The organism is Shimia sp. W99 (genome assembly GCF_053851455.3).
Map to the genome: position 1 here is coordinate 2,085,539 of NZ_JBSQBU020000001.1, position 21,953 is coordinate 2,107,491.

Consider the following 21,953-nt stretch of genomic DNA (forward strand, 5'->3'; position numbering starts at 1 on the left):
GATTTCATGTATCAATGTGGTAGATATGCAGGAAAATATCGGCAAACTGACAGTCCAGACATGCAACTTGACGAAACCGACCGCAAACTGCTCTCGCTTCTCTCGGAAAACGCGCGTGCTCCCGTGGCCACGCTGGCCCGCCAGCTTGGCCTCGCGCGCACCACGGTTCAGGCTCGGATCGACCGACTTGAACAAGGCGGCGCCATTACCGGATACACCCTGAAACTTGGGGAAATGGCGCGCCCGCGCATCCGGGCCACGGCGCTGGTGTCGATCGAACTGCGCGCCGGTCCGTCGGTGCTTCAAAGGCTCAAGACCCTGCCTGCCGTCGAATCGGTACACACCTGTTCGGGCCGGGTCGACCTGATCGTCCGTATCGCCGCGGAATCGACATCCGAACTGGACGAAACCCTCGACCGTATCGGCGAAACCAAGGGCGTGCGCAGTTCCGAAAGCCTGATCCACCTAAGCACCAAGCTCTCTCGCAACCGGGCCTAATCCCACCCCTGCGCGCGCACCCAGTCCAAAAGCCAGTCGCGAAACCGCCGCGCAGGCGGGCGCAGACCGCTCAGGCTGTCGTAAACCAGGTGATAAGCTTGGCTGCCCTGCACCTCGAACCCGGGCAGGCATGGCACCAACCCGGCCCCCTGCATTTCAAGGTCGCTCGCAGGTGCCCGCGCGAGGGCAATCCCGCGTCCCGCGCGGGACATCGCCATTGCCATCAGCGTGTTATCCGCATGCACCATCCGCCCTGCTCCGGGCCGCGCCCGCGCCGTTTCCAAAACCTGCCGCCATCCGGACCGATGCGTGCCCACTTCGATCAGGGGCCAGTCCAACAGGTCGCCCGCATGGGCAATCTGGCGCGCCACATCCGGCGGCGCCACGGGGATCAACCGCTCCCCCATGATCCGGTCACTTTCCCGCCCATATTCATGCGGATTGCCAAAGATGATCTTGAGATCACTGAACCCCTGCTGAAAATCGCTTGCCGAATTACCTGTGCTGAGCATCACCGAAATGCCCGGATGCTGCGCCTCGAATTCGGCCAACCCCTTCGACAGGATCCCATGCGCAAAGATTAGCACCGATTGCAGGTAAAGCCCCTGCCCGCCGACCGCCCCAAAAAGCCCTTCGGTGGCCTCTTCCAGTGTCATCAACGCCTGTTGGACGGGGGGTAAATAGGCCCGCCCGGCCTCGGTCAGTCGCACAGCCTGCGCGCGACGCGTGAACAGGGGGGCGCCAAGCCGGTCTTCCAGCGCGCGCACCTGCTGGCTCACGGCGGCGGCGGACATGTTCAACTGCTGCGCCGCACGCGCAAAACTTTCCGTCCGCGCGGCGGCCTCGAACACACGCAGCCAGTTCAGCGAAGGAATCCGGCTCTCCATGTCAATAGGCTAAGCTCAGCTTAGCCTCTGAGGCAAGAGCCGCCGTGCTGCAAATCCCGCTTCCCGCACTAGCCTCGGATCATCACCCAGCCGGAGGTCCTCATGATTCCTTCCCTGCCCTTGACCAATGGTCGCCTCTCCACCGCCCAAACCGCCCAATATTGGGAGGATGGATTCCTGTTCCCGCTTCCCGTCTTGACCCCGGACGAGGCCCAAACCCTGCGCACCGAACTCGAGGCGCTGGAACGCGACTGGCTCGATGCCGGGCTGCCCCAACCGCTCAACACCTACAAACGGGTCAACGCCCAATGCGTCATGCCGCTGGCCCATCGCATAGGCTCCGACCCACGCATTCTCGACATCGTCGAAGGTCTGATCGGCCCGGACATCCTGATCTATGGCGTCGAATTCTTCATCAAGGAACCACGCACCCGCCACATGGTGGGCATGCACCAGGACCTCACCTATTGGGGGCTGGGCGCGATCGACGGGCTGGTGACAGCATGGCTGGCGCTCTCCCCGGCGACTCCGCAATCGGGCTGCATGGATTTCGTGCGTGCCAGCCACAATAACGCCATCCTGCCCCATGAAGACACGTTTTCCGAAGAGAATCTGCTGTCGCGTGGACAGGAAGTGCGCGTCGACGTCGCCGAGACCGACAAGGTGCCCATCGAGATTCACCCCGGCCAAATGTCGCTGCATCACGGGCTGACAATCCACGGCTCCGGCCCCAACACGAGCGATGACCGTCGCATCGCCGCCGTGATCCGATACGTCAGCCCTGAGGTCGCTCAACAGGTCGCCGACAAGGATTACGCCATGCTCGCCCGCGGCGCCGACCGTACCGGAAATTTCATCAACTATGCCCCACCCCGCGCGCCCTTTTCGCCGGAAAGCCTTGCCCTTTACGAGGAAATCCGCTCCGCTCAGGCACAGGCGACGATGAAGGGCGCAGACAATACGAAGGGACTATATGCGTAATGGACAAGGTTAGCTTTACCCAGATGAAGGACGGCACCAAGGAAGAGTACGAATTCCTGACGGCCCATGAGATCGACCACACGCGCCACACCGCCGACCGGCTCCTCAAGGCCCTTGTCGAGCTCGACGAAAGCCTGTCGGGCTACCAGATCACCCGCCTTGGCCATTCCGTGCAATCCGCCACCCGCGCCTGGCGCGACGGGGCCGATATCGACTGGGTGGTGTCGGCTCTGCTGCATGACATCGGCGACATCTACGCGCCTTACAATCACGACGAATACGCCGCCACGATCCTCAAACCTTTCGTGCGCGAGCAATGCGCCTGGGTGGTGCAGACTCATGGCGACTTCCAGATGCTCTATTACGGTCACCACCTTGACGGGTTCGACCAACACAAACGCGACCGGCACAAAGGGCACCCTTATTTCGACGACAACGCCGAATTCTGCGAACGCTGGGACCAGGCGTCCTTTGATCCCGACTATGAAGACCTGCCGCTCGAATTCTTCGCCCCGATGGTGCGCGAAGTGTTTGACCGCAAACCCTATGACCCAGAGGTGATCCGCCCCGGCGCGCGTGAACCACTGACCGATGCAACAAAAGCCGCGCGGCGGAGCCAGCCAGACTAATCGCGCCGTCGCCCGATCAGGCCGATCCGCCAAAACACCCACATCTGGATCGCTGCCGTCCCCACCAACAGCCCGCAAACCGCCCAGAACGCCCATGGTGTCTGGGCGCCGGGGATGCCCGCGACGTTGATCCCCAACAGCCCGGTGATCAACCCCAACGGCAGAAACAGCGCCGCCACCACCGACAGGATCAGCATCTGCCGGTTCATTGCCTCGGCCCTGAGATCAAGGATCTGGTCCTGCACCAGCTGCGCCCGGTCGCGGATCGCGTCCAGTTCCTCGGCCAAACGCGTCACCCTTTCGGTTGCTTCCCGCAACCGCGAGCGATCCTCCGGGCGCACCCATGGAAGGGTTTCGATCTCAAGCGTGCTCAGCGCGTCACGCTGCGGAAACATGTAGCGGCGCAACACGATGGCAATGCGCCGGATATCTGCCAGCTTGGCCCGCGATGGCGGCACGTCCCCGTCAAGCGCGGCATCCTCGAGCGCGTCGATGTTTTCGTTCAGCCCGGCGACCACCGGTTCTGCTCGGTCCGCCAGCCGCAGCGCCAACCGCGCCACCAGATCTGCCGGCCCTTCCGGCCCCTGGTTGCGCTCCACCGCCCCGATCACATCGTCCAGGGCGCGCAACTGGCGCCGCTGCACGCTCACCACCAAATCCGCCGTCAACCACAACCTCAGCGACACCATGTCCTCGGGTTCCGCGCCGGGATTCAGGTTCACTCCGCGCAGGTTCATCAACACCCCGTCGCCATGCACCGTACAGCGCGGCCGCGTCTCGGCCGCCAGCAGGGCCTGCATCACCAGCGGATCCAGCCCCAGCGCTTCCAGTTCCTCACCCGCACCCGGCAGCGCCATATCCGCATGCCGCCAGACAAACCCACCCTCCACGGCTTCCGGCACGATGCGCCCTGCCTGATCAAGACTGATTTCCTTCATCGCGGTCATTTAGTGGGTTCCCCTGAATTTCCACCCCCAGACTCGCCAGCCCCCCCGCCAAGGTCAAGAAAATTGGCATGCGACCTTTCCCTTGGGCGCACCATTCGATAATGGATCATCCAACCTGAACACCAAGCTGGATCAAGAAAAATGGCAATGGAAAAGACCTTCAACGCGGCCGAAGCCGAAGGCCGTCTCTACGAAGCCTGGGAAAAGGCGGGCTGCTTCACAGCCGGTGCCAACGCCAAGCCCGGCGCCTCGACCTATTGCATCATGATCCCACCCCCGAACGTGACCGGCGTTCTGCACATGGGCCATGCCTTCAACAACACGCTTCAGGATATCCTGATGCGCTGGAAACGGATGCAGGGCTTTGACACGCTCTGGCAGCCCGGCACCGACCACGCTGGCATCGCCACCCAGATGGTGGTGGAACGCAAACTTGCCGAAGAGCAGCAGCCCTCGCGCAACGAACTGGGCCGCGAGAAATTCCTCGAAAAGGTCTGGGAATGGAAGGCGCAATCCGGCGGCACCATCGTCAACCAGCTCAAGCGCCTCGGAGCGTCCTGCGATTGGTCGCGCGAAGCCTTCACCATGTCAGGCGCCCCCGGCGCGCCCGAAGACGTGGCGGGCGGCAATTTCCACGATGCCGTGCTCAAGGTCTTTGTCGACATGTACGAAAAGGGCCTGATCTATCGCGGCAAACGCCTCGTGAACTGGGATCCGCATTTCGAAACCGCGATCTCCGATCTTGAAGTCGAGAATATCGAAGTGCACGGCCATATGTGGCACTTCAAATATCCGCTCGCGGGTGGCGCGACCTATACCTATGTCGAGAAAGACGAAGATGGGAACGTGATCCTGACCGAGGAGCGCGATTATATCTCCATCGCCACGACACGCCCCGAGACGATGCTGGGCGATGGCGCCGTCGCGGTGCACCCGTCGGACGAACGCTATGCGCCCATCGTCGGAAAGCTCTGCGAAATCCCGGTCGGCCCCAAGGAACATCGCCGCCTGATCCCGATCATCACCGACGAATACCCCGATCCCGATTTCGGCTCGGGCGCGGTGAAGATCACCGGCGCACATGACTTCAACGACTACCAGGTCGCCAAGCGCGACGGCATCCCGATGTACCGCCTGATGGACACCAAGGGCCACATGCGCGCCGACGGCAAACCCTATGCCGAAGACGCCGCCACCGCCATGGCCGTCGCCAAGGGCGAAATGACCCTGACCGAGAACGAGGCCGACGCCATCAACCTCGTGCCCGATGACCTGCGCGGGCTGGACCGGTTCGAAGCGCGCACCGCCGTGATCAACCAGATCACCGAAGAAGGTCTTGCCGTGATGATCCCCAACCCCGCCGCCGGGGCCGAGGGTGAGCCGGAAGAGATCCCGCTGGTCGAGAACAAGCCGATCATGCAGCCCTTTGGCGACCGCTCCAAGGTGGTGATCGAACCGATGCTCACCGACCAATGGTTCGTGGACGCTGAAAAGGTTGTCGGCCCCGCGCTCGATGCGGTGCGTTCGGGCAAGGTCAGGATTCTCCCCGAGTCGGGCGAGAAAACCTATTACCACTGGCTTGAGAACATCGAACCCTGGTGCATCTCGCGCCAGCTGTGGTGGGGCCACCAGATCCCGGTCTGGTATGGTTTTGACCTCTCGGCCAACGGCTTTGTCGATGACGAAGGCGACGGCACGCTCGATCTAGTGGAAATGGGCCGCCTGCTTTCCGAGCAGAAGCTTCTGCTCGGGGATGAGCGCCACCATTGCGCCCATGACTTCGAGGCGGTGAAGGCCCAGTTCGCAGATGTCGAAGCCGCCCTGCCGACGCCGCTCAACCATGCCAACGTGATCGAGGTCGAAGACCGCGCCGCCGCTGTGCATGCCTTTGCCGCCGGTCTGGCCGAATACGAAGTCACGCAGGACCCGACCAAGCTGGTCTACCCGGTCTGGCGCGACCCCGACGTGCTCGACACCTGGTTCTCCTCCGGCCTCTGGCCCATCGGCACGCTGGGCTGGCCCGACAAGACGCCGGAGCTGGAGAAATACTTCCCGACCTCGACCCTCGTCACCGGGCAGGACATCTTGTTCTTCTGGGTCGCCCGCATGATGATGATGCAATTGGCCGTGGTCGACGACATCCCGTTCGACACGGTCTACCTGCACGGCCTTGTCCGCGACGCCAAGGGCAAGAAGATGTCCAAGTCCACTGGCAACGTCATGGACCCGCTGGAAATCATCGACGAATACGGTGCCGACGCGCTGCGCTTCTCCTCGGCGGCCATGGCCGCGCTTGGGGGCGTGCTCAAACTCGACATGGCAAGGATCGCGGGCTACCGCAATTTCGGCACCAAGCTCTGGAACGCCGCGCGCTTTGCCGAGATGAACGGCGTGTTCGATACCGACGTGATACCGACACAATACCGACGTGATACCGACGTGGCCCAAACCGCGAATAAATGGATCATCGGTGAAACCGCCAAGGTTCGCGAAACCGTCGATGACGCGCTCGAAAACTACCGCTTCAACGACGCCGCAAACGCGCTTTACGCCTTTGTCTGGGGCAAGGTCTGCGACTGGTATCTGGAATTCTCCAAGCCGCTCTTCGCCTCCGAAGACCCCGCTGTTGTGGCCGAAACCAAGTCGACCATGCGCTGGGTCATCGACCAGTGCCTGATCCTGTTGCACCCGATCATGCCCTTCATCACCGAAGAGCTCTGGGACAACCTTGGGACACGCGACACGATGCTGGTGCACGCCGATTGGCCGACCTACCAAGCTGCTGATTTCGTTGACGAAGCCGCCGACCGCGAAATGAACTGGGTGATCTCGGTGATCGATAACGTCCGCTCGGCACGTGCCCAGATGCACGTGCCCGCAGGCCTCAAGATCCCGATGCTGGTAAGCGAACTTGATGCCGCCGGCAAAGAGGCATGGGCCCGCAACGAGGCGCTGATCATGAAGCTCGCGCGCATCGACAGCCTGACCGAAGCGGCCGAGTTCCCCAAAGGCTCGATCACCGTTGCGGTCGAGGGCGGCAGCTTTGGCCTTCCGCTGGCCGACATCATCGACATCGACGCCGAAAAAGCGCGCCTTGAAAAGACCTTAGGCAAACTCGCCAAGGAACTGGGCGGTCTGCGCGGCCGCCTGAACAACCCCAAATTCGTGGCCTCCGCCCCGGAAGAGGTGGTGGAAGAAGCCCGCGAAAACCTCGCCGCCCGCGAAGAGGAAGAAGCCAAGCTCAAGGCCGCGCTGGACAAGCTGGCCGAAATCGACTGAGCCTGTGAAAAGCCGCGCATTATGCCTATAATGACGGCATGATGCGCTCTTTTCGAAACCTGATAGAACGGCAGATCAAGAAGGCCGAAGCCGAGGGGCAACTCACCAACCTCGAAGGCTCCGGCAAACCCCTGCCCCAGCGCCACGCGCTCGAAGACCCCGCCATCGCCGCCGGTCATCGCATCATGGCCCAGGCAGGTGTGGTCCCGCGAGAGTTTGAGCTCAAGGAACAGTTAGAGCAGGCCCGCAAGGATTGGCGGAGCGCCACCGATCCGGCGGACAGGAAGCGCCTCATGGCCCGCATCGCTGAACTGGAACTCGCCTATAACGTCGAACGCGAAGCCTACCGCAAGTTCCTGAAATAGCTCCGCCTCTTCATATTTCCGCAGATACTCCGGGGGTAAGTTTGAAAATGCCTACATTTTCAAACCAGGGGGCTGGCCCCCTTGCTTCACCCGAAATTCGGCTTGCGCTTTTGCAGGTTCGCGGCAATCACCACCATCTGGTGCGGTTTGCCCATTAGGGTGGACTGCACCCGGCTCTCCTCAAGCAGCACGGCATCCGGATCGCCCTTGTTTTCTTCGGCAAACCCGATCAGAGCCTTGGCCGCGCGAATGGCCGACGGGCTCTTGCCTGCAATCTCCTCGGCCAGCGCCATCGCGGCTGCCACCGGATCTTCGGCAATCTCGCTGACCAACCCCCAGTCCAGCGCCTGCGCGGCATCAAACGGTGCCGCCGTATAGGTCAGCCGCCGGATCACGTCCGACCGGGTGAGATGCGGCAACAGCGCCATCCCGCCCATATCCGGCACGATTCCCCATTTCATCTCCATCACCGCCATCTTGGTATCGGGCGCCGCAAAGCGCACATCCGCGCCCAGCGCGATCTGGCATCCTCCACCATAGGCCACACCCTGAAGCGCACAGAGCACCGGCACTGGCAACTTGCGCCACACCATAACCACCTGCTGGAACAGGTTGGCGTTTCCATGGCTGCGCGGCATCAACAATTCGACAGGGTCGCTTCCGGCGTGGATGCCAAACGACATCACGTCCAGCCCCGCGCAAAACGCCTTGCCCTCTCCCGACAGCACGACAACCCGCACGTCCTCGTTGTCCATCAGGCTTTCCCCGGCATCGACGATGGCCTGCATCATCTCCGGGTCCAGCGCATTCATCTTGTCCCCCCGCGTCAGCGTCACGCGGGCAATGTGGTTTTCAATCTCAACCGATACGCGGGCCATGAATGCCTCCCTCTCAAAGCGTCGTTGCCCCAATCTCACAAGGACTGCCGCCAAAATCCACTCTAACGTCGGGGCATTTCTCGCTTGCCGCCTGACGGCCATTGCGCCAAATTCACGCGCATGACCGGACCCCGTTTTACCAAGCTCGCTCAGAGCCTGCCCGCCACCGTCCCCTTTGTCGGACCCGAAGCCCAGGAACGAAACATGGGCCGTGCCTTCGACGCTCGTCTGGGCGCCAACGAAAACATCTTCGGCCCCTCGCCCAAGGCCATCGCCGCCATGCAGAGCGCGGCCTCTGATATCTGGATGTATGGCGACCCCGAAAGCCATGATCTGCGCCATGCGCTTGCCGATTTTCATGCGGTTGCCCCCGAGAACATCGTCGTAGGCGAAGGCATCGACGGCCTCCTCGGCTATCTCGTGCGCCTGCTGATCGAAACCGGCGACTCGGTGGTCACCTCGCTCGGCGCATACCCTACCTTCAACTACCACGTCGCAGGTTTCGGCGGCGCGCTGCACACGGTCCCTTATCACGGCGATTCTGAAGACCTGCCCGCGCTGCTGTCCAAGGCTGCCGAGGTCGACGCCAAGCTGGTCTACTTCGCCAATCCCGATAACCCGATGGGCAGTTGGTGCAAGGGCGTCGACATCGTGGCCCAGCTCGACGCTATCCCCGAAGGCTGCGTTCTGGTGCTCGACGAGGCCTATGTCGAACTGGCCCCCGAGGGCACCGCCGCGCCGGTGTCGATCGACGATCCCCGCGTGATCCGCATGCGCACCTTCTCCAAGGGCTACGGCATGGCGGGCGCCCGTGTGGGCTATGCACTTGGGCAGGCCGATTTCATCCGCGCCTTCGAAAAGATCCGCAACCATTTCGGTATGAACCGCGCCGCACAGGCCGGGGCGCTGGCCGCCTTGCAAGATGCCAACTGGCTCCAAGAAACCCGCGCGAAGGTCGCGGCCGCGCGCGACACGATCACCGATATCGCCGCCAAATACGGGCTCACCGCTCTGCATTCGGCCACCAATTTCGTTGCAATCGACTGCGGCCGTGACGGCGCTTATGCCAAGGCCATTCTCGACGGTCTCGTGGCGCGTGGCGTATTCGTGCGGATGCCTTTCGTCGCCCCCCAGAACCGCTGCATCCGCATCAGTTGCGGGCCGGAACACGAACTCGCCCTGTTCGACGCCGCGCTCGAAGAGGTACTGGCGGAACTCGGCTGATTTCACGCCTGCTCACGAAAAATTTGCCGCCCCGCACACGAAACGGCGCTATCCTTCTGCCCAAGGAGGAAAGCCCATGTCCCGCCCGATCCAGCGTGTCGAGGATTACACCACCACCTGCCTGGTGATGGGTTTCGTCAACCTGCTCTGGATATTCGGCGTGTTCTGGGTGCTCTGGGGCCTACCCGCCGTGATGGTGTTCGCCGTGATCCTGAACGCCGGCATCAACCGTATTTCCGGGCGCCCCTAGGCGCCCGCAATCACCTCCGAGGCCGCCTCGATCCCACCCGGCCCGTGGGGAATACTCAACGCCAAAAGCCCGCTCTGAACCGTCGCCAGAAGCCCAAGGATCATCTGCGCATTCACATGCCCCATGTGACCGAACCGGAAATACCCGTCACCTGCGGGATCCGCGTCGGTCGACATACCCAGCCCGATGCCAAGCGTCAGCCCCGCCTGATCCTGTGTCCAGCGCCGTAGCACCGTGCCATGCGGCGCCCCCAGATGCAGAGACGTCACTCCATGGCTGCGATGCGCCGGGTCCGCCATGTTTAGCCGCATCGGACCATCCTGTCCCCACGCCCCCACAGCCGCCCAGATCGCCCGCGCCAGGATCTCATGACGCGCCCAGATATGATCCAGCCCCTCCGCCTTGATCATATCCAAAGCGGCGCGCAGCCCATAAAGGTGATGCGTCGGCGCCGTGCCACAGAAAAGTTGGTAATAGAACTCGGGATTCGCACGCGGTGTCCAATCCCAATACCGGCTTACGCGCGGCATTGACTCGCGCACCACCGCCGCCTTGCCGTTGAAGAACACGAAACCCAGCCCCGGCGGCACCATCAGTCCCTTCTGGCTGGCCGCAACCATCACATCCACGCCCCAGGCATCCATCTCGAACCGGTCACAGCCCAGCGACGCGATGCAATCCACCATCAACAGTGCCGGATGCCCCACGGCGTCCATGGCTTTGCGCAACGCGGCAATGTCAGAGCGTGCCGAGGTCGACGTGTCCACATGCACCGCCAGCACGGCCTTGATCTCGTGGCCAGTGTCGGCGGCCAACGCATCTGCCACCCGTTCGGAATCAATCGGGCTTTGACGCCCGAAATCAATGATCTGCGTTTGGGCACCTAGCCCCTCTGCGATCTCGCTCCAGCCGTACCCGAACCGCCCCGAGGCCGGCACCAGCACCTTCTCTCCGGGAGAGATCACGTTGGCCAGCGCCGCCTCCCATGCCGCATGCCCGTTGCCGATATAGATCGCCACGTGATGCCTGGTCCCTGCCACCATCTTCAGATCCGGAATCAGACCGTAGGTCAGGTCGATCAGTTCCCCTTCATAGATGTTGGGTGCAGCACGGTGCATTGCGCGCAACACCGCCTCGGGCATCACGGAGGGGCCGGGAATGGCGAGATAGGAACGTCCCTGCGTCAGATCCATGAACCCGACTCCTTGCGCTGTTAAGAGTGATCGGACAGACACTATCCCCCCATGAACCGACGTCAATAACCCGCCACGCGGGCGCAAGAGGTTTTCCGCGGAAACCGCCCTAAAAACCGGCACCCGCCCCTTTGCCTCTGGTTTTGCCCGTGCCCGGGCTGTAAACCAAATGCCTAAGAATGGGTAACAGGGCCGGACCACGTGGCAGACAAAGAAGCAGATTATGGCCAGGACAGCCGTGCGCTGATACTCTGGATCTGGCGTGGATACCTCAGAAAATACAAATGGATTCTGGCTCTTGCCGGAGTTCTGATGGCCATCGAAGGATCGACGCTGGGCGCGATCAGCTACATGGTGAAACCCATGTTCGATACGGCCTTTGCGCCGGGCAATTCAGGGGCACTCTGGTTCGTTGCCCTTGTTTTCGCGGGCATTTTCTTTACCCGTGGCGTCACCAGCATCCTGCACAAGGTCATGATGACATCCGTGTCGCAAAAGGCCGCGGCCGATCTGCGCACCGACCTGCTCGGACATCTGATGCTTCAGGACAACGCCTATCATCAGACGCACCCCCCGGGCTTCCTGATCCAGCGTGTGCAGTCAGACGTTCAGGCGATCAACAATATCTGGTCCACCTTCATCACCCGTGCGGGTCGGGATCTCGTGTCACTTATTGCGCTGCTCGTGGTGGCTGTGAGCGTCGATCCGATCTGGACCCTGATTGCCTGCGTCGGCACCCCGCTTCTGATCCTTCCTACGCTGGCCGCGCAGAAATTCGTCCGCCGCCGGTCACGCGAAGCCCGCGATCTCGGGGCGCGCATCGCCACCCTTCTGGACGAGATTTTCCACGGCATCATCCCGACCAAGCTCAACCGGCTTGAAGACTACCAATCCAACAAGTTCCGCCAGTCCACCAAACGGTTGGTGCGCGCTGAAATCCGCGCCTCGGTCGGGACGGCCTCGATTGCCGGCATGGTCGATTTCACCGCCGGTCTCGGCTTTTTCCTCGTCCTGCTCTACGGCGGCAGCGAGATCGTCGCCGGGGAAAAGACCGTGGGGCAGTTCATGAGTTTTTTCACGGCCATGGGCATGATGTTCGAACCCCTGCGCCGCCTTGGTGGCATTGCCGGTCGCTGGCAGGTCATTGCCTCCTCGATTGAACGCGTCAAGGAACTGGTCGACACCCAGCCCACGCTGACCGATCCAAGCAACCCTCTTGCCCCGCCCAAGGACGTACCCGGCATCGAACTGCGCAATGTTACGCTTGCCTATGGGGATACGACCGTGCTGCAGGGGGCCAGCTTCACCGCCGAACCCGGCAAGACAACCGCCATCGTCGGCGCCTCGGGGGCCGGTAAATCCACCGTGTTCAACGTGTTGACCCGGCTCGTTGACCCGCAGTCCGGCGAGGCGCTCGTGGGCGGCGTCGCCAACCGCCAGTTGACCCTGACCGATTTGCGCAACATGTTTTCCGTCGTCTCGCAGGACGCCATGCTGTTTGACGAAACCCTGCGCGAAAACATCCTTCTGGGTCAGGATAATATCGACGACGACCGGCTTCAGGCCGTACTTAAGGCCGCCCATGTTGCCGAGTTCTTGCCCAAGCTCGCGGATGGTCTGGATACCGAGGTCGGCCCGCGCGGTTCCAACCTGTCGGGTGGTCAGCGCCAGCGCGTGGTGATCGCCCGCGCCCTGCTGCGCAACACCCCGATCCTCTTGTTGGACGAAGCCACCTCCGCCCTGGACGCCCAGTCTGAAACCCTCGTGCAACAGGCGCTGGACGAACTGTCCCAAGGCCGCACGACCCTTGTCATTGCACACCGTCTGTCCACCGTGCGGGAAGCCGACAAGATCGTGGTGATGGACCGGGGGCAGGTTGTCGATCAGGGCACCCATGACGAGCTTCTGAAACGCGGCGGGCTCTATGCCGAGCTTTACAACCTGCAATTCAACACGACAGGTGAAAGCGCCGAAAAAAAGGCGCTCAAACCGGTCGCGGATGACGCGCCGCAGGGCGACGAGTCCCCCAGAACCATGTTCGGCCGCCTCCTGTCTCGGCTGCCTTGGGTTAGCGGCCCCTAACGCCGATAGTTTTCAGCCAAGGTTTCCGGCGATACCCCCGCAAAATACCGGGCCAACGTCCAGAGATTGCGTGCCCCCTGCCGCATCCAACCCGCGCGGCGGTATTTCTCCGCGCTGGTGACGGCCATGGCATCCAGCCCCCGCATTTGCCCCCGCAGCGCCCGCGCCATGGCCACGTCTTCCATCAGCGGCATATCGGCGAAACCACCTGACTGCTCATAACGAGCGCGCGAGACCAGCAACCCCTGATCCCCGTAAGGCAGTCCAAAAAGGCGCGACCGAAGGTTTGCCCAGCCTGCCACGACCCGCGCCGCCACGCCGCCGGCATCAAAACGCAGGCGGAAATACCCCGCCTCGCCAGAGGCCGCCATGTGCGCCATCACGGCTTCACTCCACCCCGGTTCAAGGCACGTATCCGCATGCAGGAACAAAAGCCACTCGCCCTCGGCCGCTGCGCCGCCCGCACGCAACTGCCCCCCCCTGGAAGGCGCAGTGCGCAGCACAACAGCGCCGGCCTCCTCGGCCATGGCCGCAGTGCCGTCATCCGAACCGCCATCTACCACGATCAACTCGCGGATCACCCCGCTTTGCAGCCCCTCGAACAGCGCAGCCAGACACGCCGCCAACGCCCCTTCGGCGTTCAAGGTCGGGATAATCACCGAAACCGGTGCGCGCATTTCTCTCTCCTGCCCTGTTGCACGGCCCTGTTGCTTCTATATGAACAAGAAGCGCAAGAACAGGACACGCCATGGACCGCCCAAGAACCATTCTCCGCATCACCGGCCCCGATACCGATCACTTCCTGCAGGGGCTGATCACCAATGACATGACCCAGCTCACGGGTGGCCTGCTCTACACCGCCATCCTGACCCCACAGGGCAAGTATCTGGCCGATTTCTTCCTGCTCCGTGATGGGGACACTGTTCTCCTGGACGCAGACAGCGCACAGGCGCCCGCCCTTCAGACGCGCCTCGCCATGTACAAACTGCGCGCTGCGATCGAAATCGCCACCACCAACTTGCACTTGCATCGGGGCACCGGACCGGTCCCCGAAGACGGCCACCCGGACCCCCGCCACCCCGACTTGGGCTGGCGTGCCTATCGGGATACGCCCCAGGCCGGCGACACAACCGACTGGGACGCCCTGCGCGTTGCGCTTGCGATCCCTGCTTCCGGCGTGGAGCTGACCGAAGACAGCTATATCCTCGAAAACGGGTTCGAGCGACTGAACGGCGTCGATTTCCGCAAAGGCTGTTATGTCGGACAGGAAGTCACCGCGCGCATGAAACACAAGACCGAACTACGCAAGGGGCTGACAGTGGTCGAGATTGACGGCACCGCCCCGGTGGGAACAGAAATCATCCGTGATGGCCGCGCCATCGGTACACTCTTTACCCAATCCGGCACCCGCGCGCTGGCCTATCTGCGCTTTGATCGCGCGGGCGGCGACATGCAGGCCGGCGGCGCCCGCATCCGCTGGACAACATGACCCCGGAAAGGCTGAGCGATGCGGTCGAAAGGCTGCTTGGCTCCGCCGTCCTCAACGCGCGCCCGCTACACGGCGGCGACCTCTCGCAGGTCGCGCAGCTTACCCTGGCCGACGGGCGCAACGTGGTGGCCAAGACCGGCCCGCTCGTCGCCACCGAAGCCCGCATGTTGCATGCCATGGCACGGGGCGGCGCGCCGGTTCCCGAAGTCCTCGCGGCCGAAAGCACCTTGCTCCTGTTGGCCCATGTCGAAGAAGCCAGCGCCTCTCCGGCGGGTTGGCGTAATCTTGGAGCAACCCTAAGCCAACTACACGCCCGGACCGGTGAACGTTACGGCTGGCACGAAGACTATGCCTTCGGCGCCGTCGCCATCTGCAACCGAAGGACTTCGAACTGGCTCGGTTTCTGGGCCGATCACCGCTTGTTGGCAGATCTCCAAACCCTCCCGCCGGATATCGCCCTGCGTCTTGAACACCTGGCCACCCGCCTGCCCGATCTGCTCCCGGCAACACCGCCGCCCGCGTTCGTGCATGGCGACCTCTGGTCCGGCAACGTGCTTTTCGACCGAAACGGAAAGGCATGGCTGGTCGACCCCGCTTGCTATTTTGGCCACAGCGAAGTCGACCTCGCCATGCTGCACCTTTTCGCCGCCCCTCCGGACATATTCTGGCAAGGCTACGGCGCCCCCGATCCGGGCTGGCGCACACGCCTCCCGATCTACCAGCTCTGGCCCGCACTTGTGCACCTGAAGCTCTTTGGGACCACCTATCAGGCTCTCGTCACGCGTCTGCTCGACACGCTCAAGGTCTAACGCGACTCCCATTTCTCATTGGTTCCAAATACCCAAAACAAAAAAGGGCCGCGCTTGGCGGGCCCTTTCCAAAAGAAACGCAACGTCACATCAGGCGCGTTCGGAGTATTCCATGGTCTCGGTGTTGACCACGATGTCCTCGTCCTGTCCCACGAAAGGCGGCACCATGACCCGCACGCCGTTGTCCAGAACCGCCGGTTTGAACGAGTTCGCCGCCGTCTGACCTTTGACCACCGGCTCGGTTTCCACGATCTTGCAGATCACTTTCTGCGGCAGTGTCGCGTTCAGCGCTTCGTTCTCGTAGAACTCCACAACAATCGTCATTCCGTCTTGCAGGAACGGACGCCGGTCCCCCAACAGATCCGCCGGAAGCTGGATCTGCTCATAGGTTTCGGTGTCCATGAAGATCAGCATTCCGTCGTCTTCATACAGAAATTGTTGATCTTTTTGTTCCAGACGCACCCGCTCCACCTTGTCGGCGCTGCGGAAGCGTTCGTTCAGCTTCGAGCCGTTGCGCAGGTTACGCAGCTCGACCTGGGCAAAGGCACCGCCCTTACCGGGCTTCACGTGGTCTACTTTGACAGCGGCCCAAAGACCGCCATTATGCTCCAGCACGTTGCCGGGGCGAATTTCATTACCGTTGATCTTGGGCATGTTACAAAACCATGTCAGAAAGGTTGATCCGAGTTCACCCGCTCCTATATCTGGCAGGCTGACAGGTGGCAAGGTGGCGTATCTCGTGCTGCAAACGCAGAATGCTATGCAAATTGTGCATAGAAGATATGCAACACTGCCCTATCCGAATCAAATGAATTGCGCCATAAGGGGCGTCACGCCGAAAACACAAGAGCAATAATACAAGGACGACGAGATGACCGATTTCGTTGATGGAGCGGCCTTTAACAACGAGCAAGGCAACCGCGCTCGCAAACTTTTCGCGGCTGTTGTGCTGGCCGCACTCGATGATGCCATCGCCGACGACAAGAAGTACGGCAATGGTCCGGAACAGATTGCCCGCTGGGCCCGGTCGCGAGACGGGCGCGAGGTGTTGTCCTGCGCCGGAATTGACCCCAACGAACGCGTTGTTTCGGGTCTTATGGAATTCGTCGCCAAAGGGGTCCGCACATCGGTGGCCCTGTCGCGCGAAGAAAGCGAACGGCGCAACGCCGCTGCACAGGCCGAAGCCGCCTGATTTCCTCGCTCGTCCCATGAAAAAGCGGCGCGCCTATTGGGCGCGCCGCTTTTCCTTTCTCAACTGGTGGCTTCGTCAGTCCAGATCATGCGCCGCCAGCGCCCGATGTATCTCGCGCCGGACCAGCTTGCGCACATTGCGGGTAATCCGCTCTCCCAAGGCACCTTGCAGTTCCTGGCGCACGATATCGGCCACCATCTCGCGCAGCATTTCTTCATCGATCTCCGCAGCCTCGTCCACGCCATCGGCCAGGTCCGGCATTACTGCGGACTCGACCTCTTCGATGAACTCATCCTGAAGCGCCTGCTCGAAAGTCGTTGCTTCCAAATCCTCTTCGCGGGGCGCGGCACTCCATCCCGTCGCGACCGTTTCCGTCCCGGCATAGTCACTGTCCCCCGGGGCATCCGGCTCTTCCGGGCCGAACGCGGGCTCACCTTCGCGCCACTGTACAATGCGCGCATCCAGAACCTGCTGGAAATCGAACGGCGTTTCCTCTTCCCCCGCCATTTCGGAGTCCTGCCCGGCTTCGACGTGATCCTCCGCGACATCCGCGTCACGATCCTCGCCCGCGTCCTCGAAGGTGTCGTGCCACGCGTCGGCGTCTCCCGTTTCCGGGGCATCGGGCGCCGCTTCCGGCGCGTCCCAAGCGTCCGTGTTCGCCATGGCCTCGGCTTCGATGACATCCGACCCCGCATCAAGCTCGTCGTCGTGCCAGTCGTCACCATCCCCATCAGACAGCTCCGAAGCATCTTCTTCCCACGCGGCCACCGCATCTTCGGCATCTTCGTCGATATCCGCCGCGATGTCTTCTTTCGCGGCGGCTTCGGCCGCGGCTTCTTCGCCATCGTCCACGTCGTCCCACGCGGCAAACGATTCGTCCTCGGGGGCTAAGTCGTCGCCGCCATCGGCTTCCGCTTCCTGCGGCACTTCCGCCACCCGCAATGACGGCGTCAGGACCAACGCCGGCGGCGCGGGTGGATGCTCTGATTCAAGTTGTTTTGCTTCGTTTTCGCCATGCGAAACCGCCACGGGTGCAGCCGCCTGCGCCGGTTTGCGATTCTCCGAAACCAGCCGACGAATAGACGTCAGGACATCTTCGATCTCAGAATTGGTGACGGGATCAGACATTGTGCAGTACCACTCTTTCCTCGTCGCAAGTGTAGCGACTGCGTGCTTTTCGCACAACCTATAGGAAGAATTGTAAACGCACACAGGACGCTGTTCGCAATAACGTGGCGCCGAATCCCGCGCCCCAGCGCCAACACGCCCCTCGAACCCTAGTTATGGTCGGCAGCCTTGCCCAAGGACTTCAAGACCTTGTCGAGCTGTTTGCCTCGCTTGGAGTGCACTGCGGGGGCGTCCTTGACGAGGTTGTAATAGGCCTCGGGGTCATATTGTTCGACCCGCAAGTTGAGGTGATCAATGGTCAGCAACCCCATCGACGAAAGCACCGCGTAGGCCGCGATATGCTGTGTTGCCATTGCCGTGATCAGGTTGGCTTCGGCATCCAGAAGATCCTGCTCCGCCGTAAGCACGTCCAGCGTTGTACGCGCACCAAGCTTGGCTTCTTCACGCACCCCTTCAAATGCGATCCGCGCCGCGTCCACCTGGCGTTCGCTCGAGGTGATCGCCGCACCAGATGCAATCAGGCGTGCCCAGGAACTACCCGCAGCTTCGCGAATTCCGTGCCGCGTGACGTGCAGCCCAGCGCGCACCGCATCGCGCCGCGCCATGGCCTGGCGGGACAGCGCAGACAGGCGCCCGCCCTGATAGATCGGCCCACCCAGAGTCACGCCAACCGAGGCCCCGTCCGAGAAAAAGTTGTTGCCGAATTCCTGCTCTGTCCCATAGCGCGCACCAAGCGACACGGTCGGTCCCATCTGCGCCTTGGTTCTCAGCACGTTCAGCTCCGCAGCCGAAATCTCATGCTGGGCCCGGATCATCTCCGGGTGGGATCGAATGGCAACCGCCTTGGCGTCATCAACGGATTTCGCCGTGTATGGCAGGCGCGTCGGAGCCGTCAGTTTGCCCGGGCGATGCCCGATCGCAGAGGCATAGAATTCCTGGCTCTGCAGCAGATCCCCCTGTGCCGCCGCCAATTGCGCCCGCGCGCCTTCCAGCCGGGCTTCGGCCAACGCGACATCAGTACGCGTCACTTCGCCAACTTCGAAACGGTCCCGCGCGGCCTGCAACTCGCGTTCCAGCACACGCAGGTTGTTCTGACGCAGCAACACGATTTCCGTATCGCGCACGACCGACATGAATGCCTGCACCGCGTCAAACAAAACGGCCTGCTCGACTGATACCAACGCCTGACGGGTCGCCAAAACGGTTTCCTTGGCCGCATCAACCGCGAGACGGGTGGCCCCATTGTCAAAAAGCAGCAACTGGAATTCGAGCCCAATGGACGCATATTGCCGGTCGTTGCTGACGACCCGGCCAACAGATCCAGCGTTGCGTGCGTTGCTGCTGGTGTGCCTAATCTCACCGAACCAGTTCAACACGGGTCGCAACAAAGCGAGAGTGGCGGCCACGTCTTCGTCCGCAGCCCGCAAAAGAGCGCGATTTTGTTCCAGCAGACCACTGTGCCGATAAGCCGACACCATCGCATCGGACAATGTCTCTGCCGAGGCAGATGCCACCGCGAGAACCGAAACCGAGAAGGCCAAGGCCCCCGTGCGAACCGCCTTGCGTACCTGTTGGAACATTATTCCCTCACCTGTTGCGGCCCGACCCTTCCGGTCGTGCTCAAAGTTCGAAGGCGTGGTGTTTTTCGAACCCCGGCAAAACCGGCGCGCCCGCATTGAATGCAAACCGCCAATTGATCTCGCCGTCGATCTTGTATCCGATCCGGACCACGCCCAAGGCGCCCTCTACGAACAGAGTGACCATACGGCCACCCTCTTTCAACTGCGACGTGAGGGAATCCGGCAAAAATTCCACACCCCCTTGCACAACGATCACATCATAGGGGCCATGTTCCGCCGCACCGTCGGTCAGGGCGCCCGTGTGGATCACCGCATTGTCGACACCCTGCTCGGCCAAAAGGTTCTGCGCTTCCGCCGCGCGATCCTCATCATCCTCGATCGCAATCACGGCTTCGGCCATACGCGCGATGACCGCCGTGGAGTAACCAAGCCCCACGCCAATATCCAGCACCAACTCGTCTTTCTGGATATCCAGGCCGTCCAGCATCTTGGCCAGCGTGCGCGGATCTAGGATCACCCGTTTGCCCCCCAGGGCAATATGTTCCCCGACATAAGCCGCATCCCGGCAGTCGCGCGGCACGAAGGCTTCCCGCGGAACGCTCAACATCGCCTCGATGACGGTGTATTTGGTAACGTCCGAAGGACGTACCTGTGTATCAACCATGGTGGTGCGCAGGGCGGTATAGTCGGTCATTCCAAACTCATGTGCTCAGACTCGGGATGCCCTCTCTTGCCACAACTCCCCCCGCTCGGCAACGTCCCGCCCCCGCTTTTCCGCCCCAACCCCCGCGACACATGGCCTGACCCGCCCACCTGTCCCGCTTCAAAACGGTGTTTTCGGAGTATTGGGGCCCAAAAAAGGACTTGCACCGCCCCGGATTTCAGACCATGTATGCCACCACTTTCGGGCCTGCCCGAAACACCACGGATGGCGAGTTGGCGGAGTGGTGACGCAGCGGATTGCAAATCCGTGTACACCGGTTCGATTCCGGTACTCGCCTCCATTTCTTTCTAAATCACAGGGTTAGCGACTGAGTGGTCGAGTGTGACACAAAGTGGGACACACCAACCATGAAGCTGTCAACTTATCTAACCTGTTCCAGACATGGAATTTTTTACTTTCGCTGGCCTATCCCTTCTTCACTAGACAGAAAGAGGACAACTGTCCGGATTTCCTTGCGGACCCGATGTGCAACGCAAGCTGGAACTTTGTCCCGGTATTTAGCATGTTGCGGCCAACTGATGCGGGATAGACACGACTTGGCACACTTAAGGCAGGATGAGATTAGATCGCTGGTGCGCGACTACTTCCAGACGATGCTGGACCGATACCTAGAGAAGATGAATGACACTGGTTTTGCCCAGCGTTCCATCGAACTGATGCAAGATGAGATTTCTGTGCACGAGAACGCGGCGGAAGGTGAAGACCTGCTTTCCGATTTGTACCTCGACAGCGAAGCAATTTGCGAAGCTGTGGGTCTCAGTCCCATTCAATGGCGCGACAACCTGCCGTCGCTGCGCCGCGAACTGCGCAAGGGCCGCAGAGACATGCTGGCACGCGTTCTAGAGGCCGTAGAGCGCCTTGAGCACTATTCCTTTGACACAAGCCCAGCCAACCCTCCCGTGCGTCCTGCGCCGACGCTGCCCGTGTCTTCGCCCTTGGGGACGGCAGTGGACGACTTCATCGCGGAACACTCTCGACAATGGGCTGCAAAGACCATCGGGCAGAACCGTGCTTACTTGAACATTCTCGTTGAGTACTTTGGGCCTAGCCGCCTCCTTGGCACGATCACCAAGCAGGATGCCAGCGAGGTTAAGAAGGTTTTGCAGGAGTTACCGGCAAGCAGGAACACTAAACCGAAGTTGAAAGCAATGCCACTTGCGCAAGTCATCAAAGAACCCGGACACAACAAGATCGCACCCAAGACGATCAACAGTCACATTCAAATGTTCAAGATGTTCTTCGATTGGGCAGAACGGCACGGTCATACGCCACACAGCCTCTTTGACGGCATGAAAGTAGCCAAGGCCAAGAAAAGCAAGACTGAGCGCAAGCCATTTACCCCAGACCAAACCCAACGGCTTTATACTGAGTTGACACTAAACCCCGCAGGGTTGGTGCGCAGCGACAGCCACAAGTGGGGGATGCTGTTGGGCATGTTCACCGGAGCGCGCTTGAACGAAGTATGCCAACTCGACATCGCTGACATACAGCAAGACGGTGACACTTGGTTTCTGAATATCACCGACGAAGGTGACGACAACAAGAGCGTGAAGTCCACAGCAGGTAGGCGCAAGGTGCCACTGCACCCTGAGTTGATCCAATTGGGCTTTCTCGACTTCGTAGAAAGCCGCCGACGGGGTACGCGCTTGTTTCCAGACTACAGCTACAGTGCAAACGGCGGCTATGGCCGTAACCTTGGGCGCTGGTGTAACGAAAGTTTCTTACCAAAACTGGGCATCAAGCAGCCCGGCCTTGTCTTCCATATGACCTGCCCCCCAAATTCTCCCTCGTTCTGATGTAGAGTTTGCTCAACCTTTC

At 61.5% G+C, this 21,953-nt stretch carries 21 protein-coding genes and 1 tRNA gene; 13 read left to right on the plus strand and 9 right to left on the minus strand.

Annotated elements, in window-relative coordinates; translation table 11 throughout:
• The first annotated feature begins 60 nt into the window (after positions 1–60).
• Complete coding sequence (locus tag ACS3QZ_RS10435; RefSeq protein ID WP_456037769.1) at positions 61–498, plus strand: Lrp/AsnC family transcriptional regulator; 438 nt, start codon at positions 61–63, stop codon at positions 496–498.
• Here ACS3QZ_RS10435 and ACS3QZ_RS10440 read toward each other — a convergent pair.
• Positions 495–1,385, minus strand: a complete 891-nt coding sequence (locus tag ACS3QZ_RS10440; protein ID WP_456037770.1) for a LysR substrate-binding domain-containing protein — start codon at positions 1,383–1,385, stop codon at positions 495–497. The genes ACS3QZ_RS10435 and ACS3QZ_RS10440 overlap by 4 nt on opposite strands.
• A gap of 102 nt (positions 1,386–1,487) precedes the next feature.
• Here ACS3QZ_RS10440 and ACS3QZ_RS10445 point away from each other — a divergent pair, with 102 nt between their 5' ends.
• Entirely contained in the window at positions 1,488–2,366 is an 879-nt protein-coding gene (locus ACS3QZ_RS10445; RefSeq protein WP_456037771.1) for a phytanoyl-CoA dioxygenase family protein, read from the plus strand.
• Positions 2,366–2,995, plus strand: a complete 630-nt coding sequence (locus tag ACS3QZ_RS10450; protein ID WP_456037772.1) for an HD domain-containing protein — start codon at positions 2,366–2,368, stop codon at positions 2,993–2,995. Before ACS3QZ_RS10445 ends, ACS3QZ_RS10450 begins: the two co-directional genes overlap by 1 nt.
• Here ACS3QZ_RS10450 and ACS3QZ_RS10455 read toward each other — a convergent pair.
• On the minus strand, positions 2,992–3,942 hold the full coding sequence (locus tag ACS3QZ_RS10455) for a zinc transporter ZntB (RefSeq protein ID WP_456037773.1): 951 nt from the start codon (positions 3,940–3,942) through the stop codon (positions 2,992–2,994). The genes ACS3QZ_RS10450 and ACS3QZ_RS10455 overlap by 4 nt on opposite strands.
• Before the next feature lie 141 nt (positions 3,943–4,083).
• Here ACS3QZ_RS10455 and ACS3QZ_RS10460 point away from each other — a divergent pair, with 141 nt between their 5' ends.
• Together ACS3QZ_RS10460 and ACS3QZ_RS10465 are read left to right on the plus strand one after the other, a co-directional pair.
• Entirely contained in the window at positions 4,084–7,221 is a 3,138-nt protein-coding gene (locus ACS3QZ_RS10460) for a valine--tRNA ligase (RefSeq protein WP_456037774.1), read from the plus strand.
• Between the two features lie 41 nt (positions 7,222–7,262).
• Complete coding sequence (locus ACS3QZ_RS10465) at positions 7,263–7,586, plus strand: DnaJ family domain-containing protein (RefSeq protein ID WP_456037775.1); 324 nt, start codon at positions 7,263–7,265, stop codon at positions 7,584–7,586.
• Positions 7,587–7,672: 86 nt separating this feature from the next.
• Here the strand turns inward: ACS3QZ_RS10465 and ACS3QZ_RS10470 are convergent, their stop codons facing one another.
• Complete coding sequence (locus tag ACS3QZ_RS10470; protein ID WP_456037776.1) at positions 7,673–8,464, minus strand: crotonase/enoyl-CoA hydratase family protein; 792 nt, start codon at positions 8,462–8,464, stop codon at positions 7,673–7,675.
• 120 nt (positions 8,465–8,584) lie between these two features.
• On the opposite strand from ACS3QZ_RS10470, the gene ACS3QZ_RS10475 reads away from it, so the two are divergent.
• Positions 8,585–9,688, plus strand: a complete 1,104-nt coding sequence (locus ACS3QZ_RS10475; protein WP_456037777.1) for a pyridoxal phosphate-dependent aminotransferase — start codon at positions 8,585–8,587, stop codon at positions 9,686–9,688.
• A gap of 76 nt (positions 9,689–9,764) precedes the next feature.
• Complete coding sequence (locus ACS3QZ_RS10480) at positions 9,765–9,938, plus strand: hypothetical protein (RefSeq protein WP_456037778.1); 174 nt, start codon at positions 9,765–9,767, stop codon at positions 9,936–9,938.
• Here ACS3QZ_RS10480 and ACS3QZ_RS10485 read toward each other — a convergent pair.
• The gene (locus tag ACS3QZ_RS10485) at positions 9,935–11,131 is read right to left on the minus strand and encodes a pyridoxal-phosphate-dependent aminotransferase family protein (protein ID WP_456037779.1); all 1,197 of its coding nucleotides are present in this window, start codon (positions 11,129–11,131) and stop codon (positions 9,935–9,937) included. The genes ACS3QZ_RS10480 and ACS3QZ_RS10485 overlap by 4 nt on opposite strands.
• 201 nt (positions 11,132–11,332) lie before the next feature.
• On the opposite strand from ACS3QZ_RS10485, the gene ACS3QZ_RS10490 reads away from it, so the two are divergent.
• Positions 11,333–13,213: an ABC transporter ATP-binding protein gene (locus tag ACS3QZ_RS10490; protein ID WP_456037780.1), complete on the plus strand. Its 1,881-nt coding sequence runs from the start codon at positions 11,333–11,335 to the stop codon at positions 13,211–13,213.
• Here the strand turns inward: ACS3QZ_RS10490 and ACS3QZ_RS10495 are convergent.
• Positions 13,210–13,890, minus strand: a complete 681-nt coding sequence (locus ACS3QZ_RS10495; RefSeq protein WP_456037781.1) for a TIGR04283 family arsenosugar biosynthesis glycosyltransferase — start codon at positions 13,888–13,890, stop codon at positions 13,210–13,212. The genes ACS3QZ_RS10490 and ACS3QZ_RS10495 overlap by 4 nt on opposite strands.
• Before the next feature lie 71 nt (positions 13,891–13,961).
• Here ACS3QZ_RS10495 and ygfZ point away from each other — a divergent pair, with 71 nt between their 5' ends.
• Both ygfZ and ACS3QZ_RS10505 read left to right on the plus strand, forming a co-directional pair.
• Positions 13,962–14,702 (plus strand): CAF17-like 4Fe-4S cluster assembly/insertion protein YgfZ, encoded by a 741-nt coding sequence (gene ygfZ / locus ACS3QZ_RS10500; protein ID WP_456037782.1) that lies wholly within the window; start codon positions 13,962–13,964, stop codon positions 14,700–14,702.
• The gene (locus ACS3QZ_RS10505) at positions 14,699–15,511 is read left to right on the plus strand and encodes a fructosamine kinase family protein (RefSeq protein WP_456037783.1); all 813 of its coding nucleotides are present in this window, start codon (positions 14,699–14,701) and stop codon (positions 15,509–15,511) included. The genes ygfZ and ACS3QZ_RS10505 overlap by 4 nt, the downstream gene beginning before the upstream one ends.
• Before the next feature lie 90 nt (positions 15,512–15,601).
• On the opposite strand, the gene efp is transcribed toward ACS3QZ_RS10505, so the two are convergent.
• Complete coding sequence (gene efp, locus ACS3QZ_RS10510) at positions 15,602–16,165, minus strand: elongation factor P (RefSeq protein ID WP_456037784.1); 564 nt, start codon at positions 16,163–16,165, stop codon at positions 15,602–15,604.
• A 217-nt stretch (positions 16,166–16,382) separates the two neighbouring features.
• On the opposite strand from efp, the gene ACS3QZ_RS10515 reads away from it, so the two are divergent.
• Positions 16,383–16,703 carry a DUF6280 family protein gene (locus tag ACS3QZ_RS10515; protein ID WP_093090823.1) on the plus strand — a complete coding sequence of 107 codons (321 nt, stop codon included), beginning with the start codon at positions 16,383–16,385 and terminating at the stop codon, positions 16,701–16,703.
• Between the two features lie 75 nt (positions 16,704–16,778).
• Here ACS3QZ_RS10515 and ACS3QZ_RS10520 read toward each other — a convergent pair whose 3' ends face one another.
• The 3 genes from ACS3QZ_RS10520 to ACS3QZ_RS10530 all read right to left on the minus strand — a co-directional run bounded on the left by ACS3QZ_RS10520 (position 16,779) and on the right by ACS3QZ_RS10530 (position 20,105).
• Positions 16,779–17,831 carry a hypothetical protein gene (locus tag ACS3QZ_RS10520; RefSeq protein ID WP_456037786.1) on the minus strand — a complete coding sequence of 351 codons (1,053 nt, stop codon included), beginning with the start codon at positions 17,829–17,831 and terminating at the stop codon, positions 16,779–16,781.
• A gap of 149 nt (positions 17,832–17,980) precedes the next feature.
• Entirely contained in the window at positions 17,981–19,411 is a 1,431-nt protein-coding gene (locus tag ACS3QZ_RS10525; RefSeq protein ID WP_093090827.1) for a TolC family outer membrane protein, read from the minus strand.
• A 40-nt stretch (positions 19,412–19,451) separates the two neighbouring features.
• Positions 19,452–20,105 (minus strand): protein-L-isoaspartate O-methyltransferase family protein, encoded by a 654-nt coding sequence (locus ACS3QZ_RS10530; RefSeq protein WP_456037787.1) that lies wholly within the window; start codon positions 20,103–20,105, stop codon positions 19,452–19,454.
• A 236-nt stretch (positions 20,106–20,341) separates the two neighbouring features.
• On the opposite strand from ACS3QZ_RS10530, the gene ACS3QZ_RS10535 reads away from it, so the two are divergent.
• Positions 20,342–20,415, plus strand: a tRNA-Cys gene (locus ACS3QZ_RS10535).
• A 292-nt stretch (positions 20,416–20,707) separates the two neighbouring features.
• A complete protein-coding gene (locus tag ACS3QZ_RS10540) occupies positions 20,708–21,931 on the plus strand; it encodes a site-specific integrase (protein WP_456037788.1) in 1,224 nt (407 codons plus the stop codon).
• The last annotated feature ends 22 nt before the right edge of the window (positions 21,932–21,953 follow it).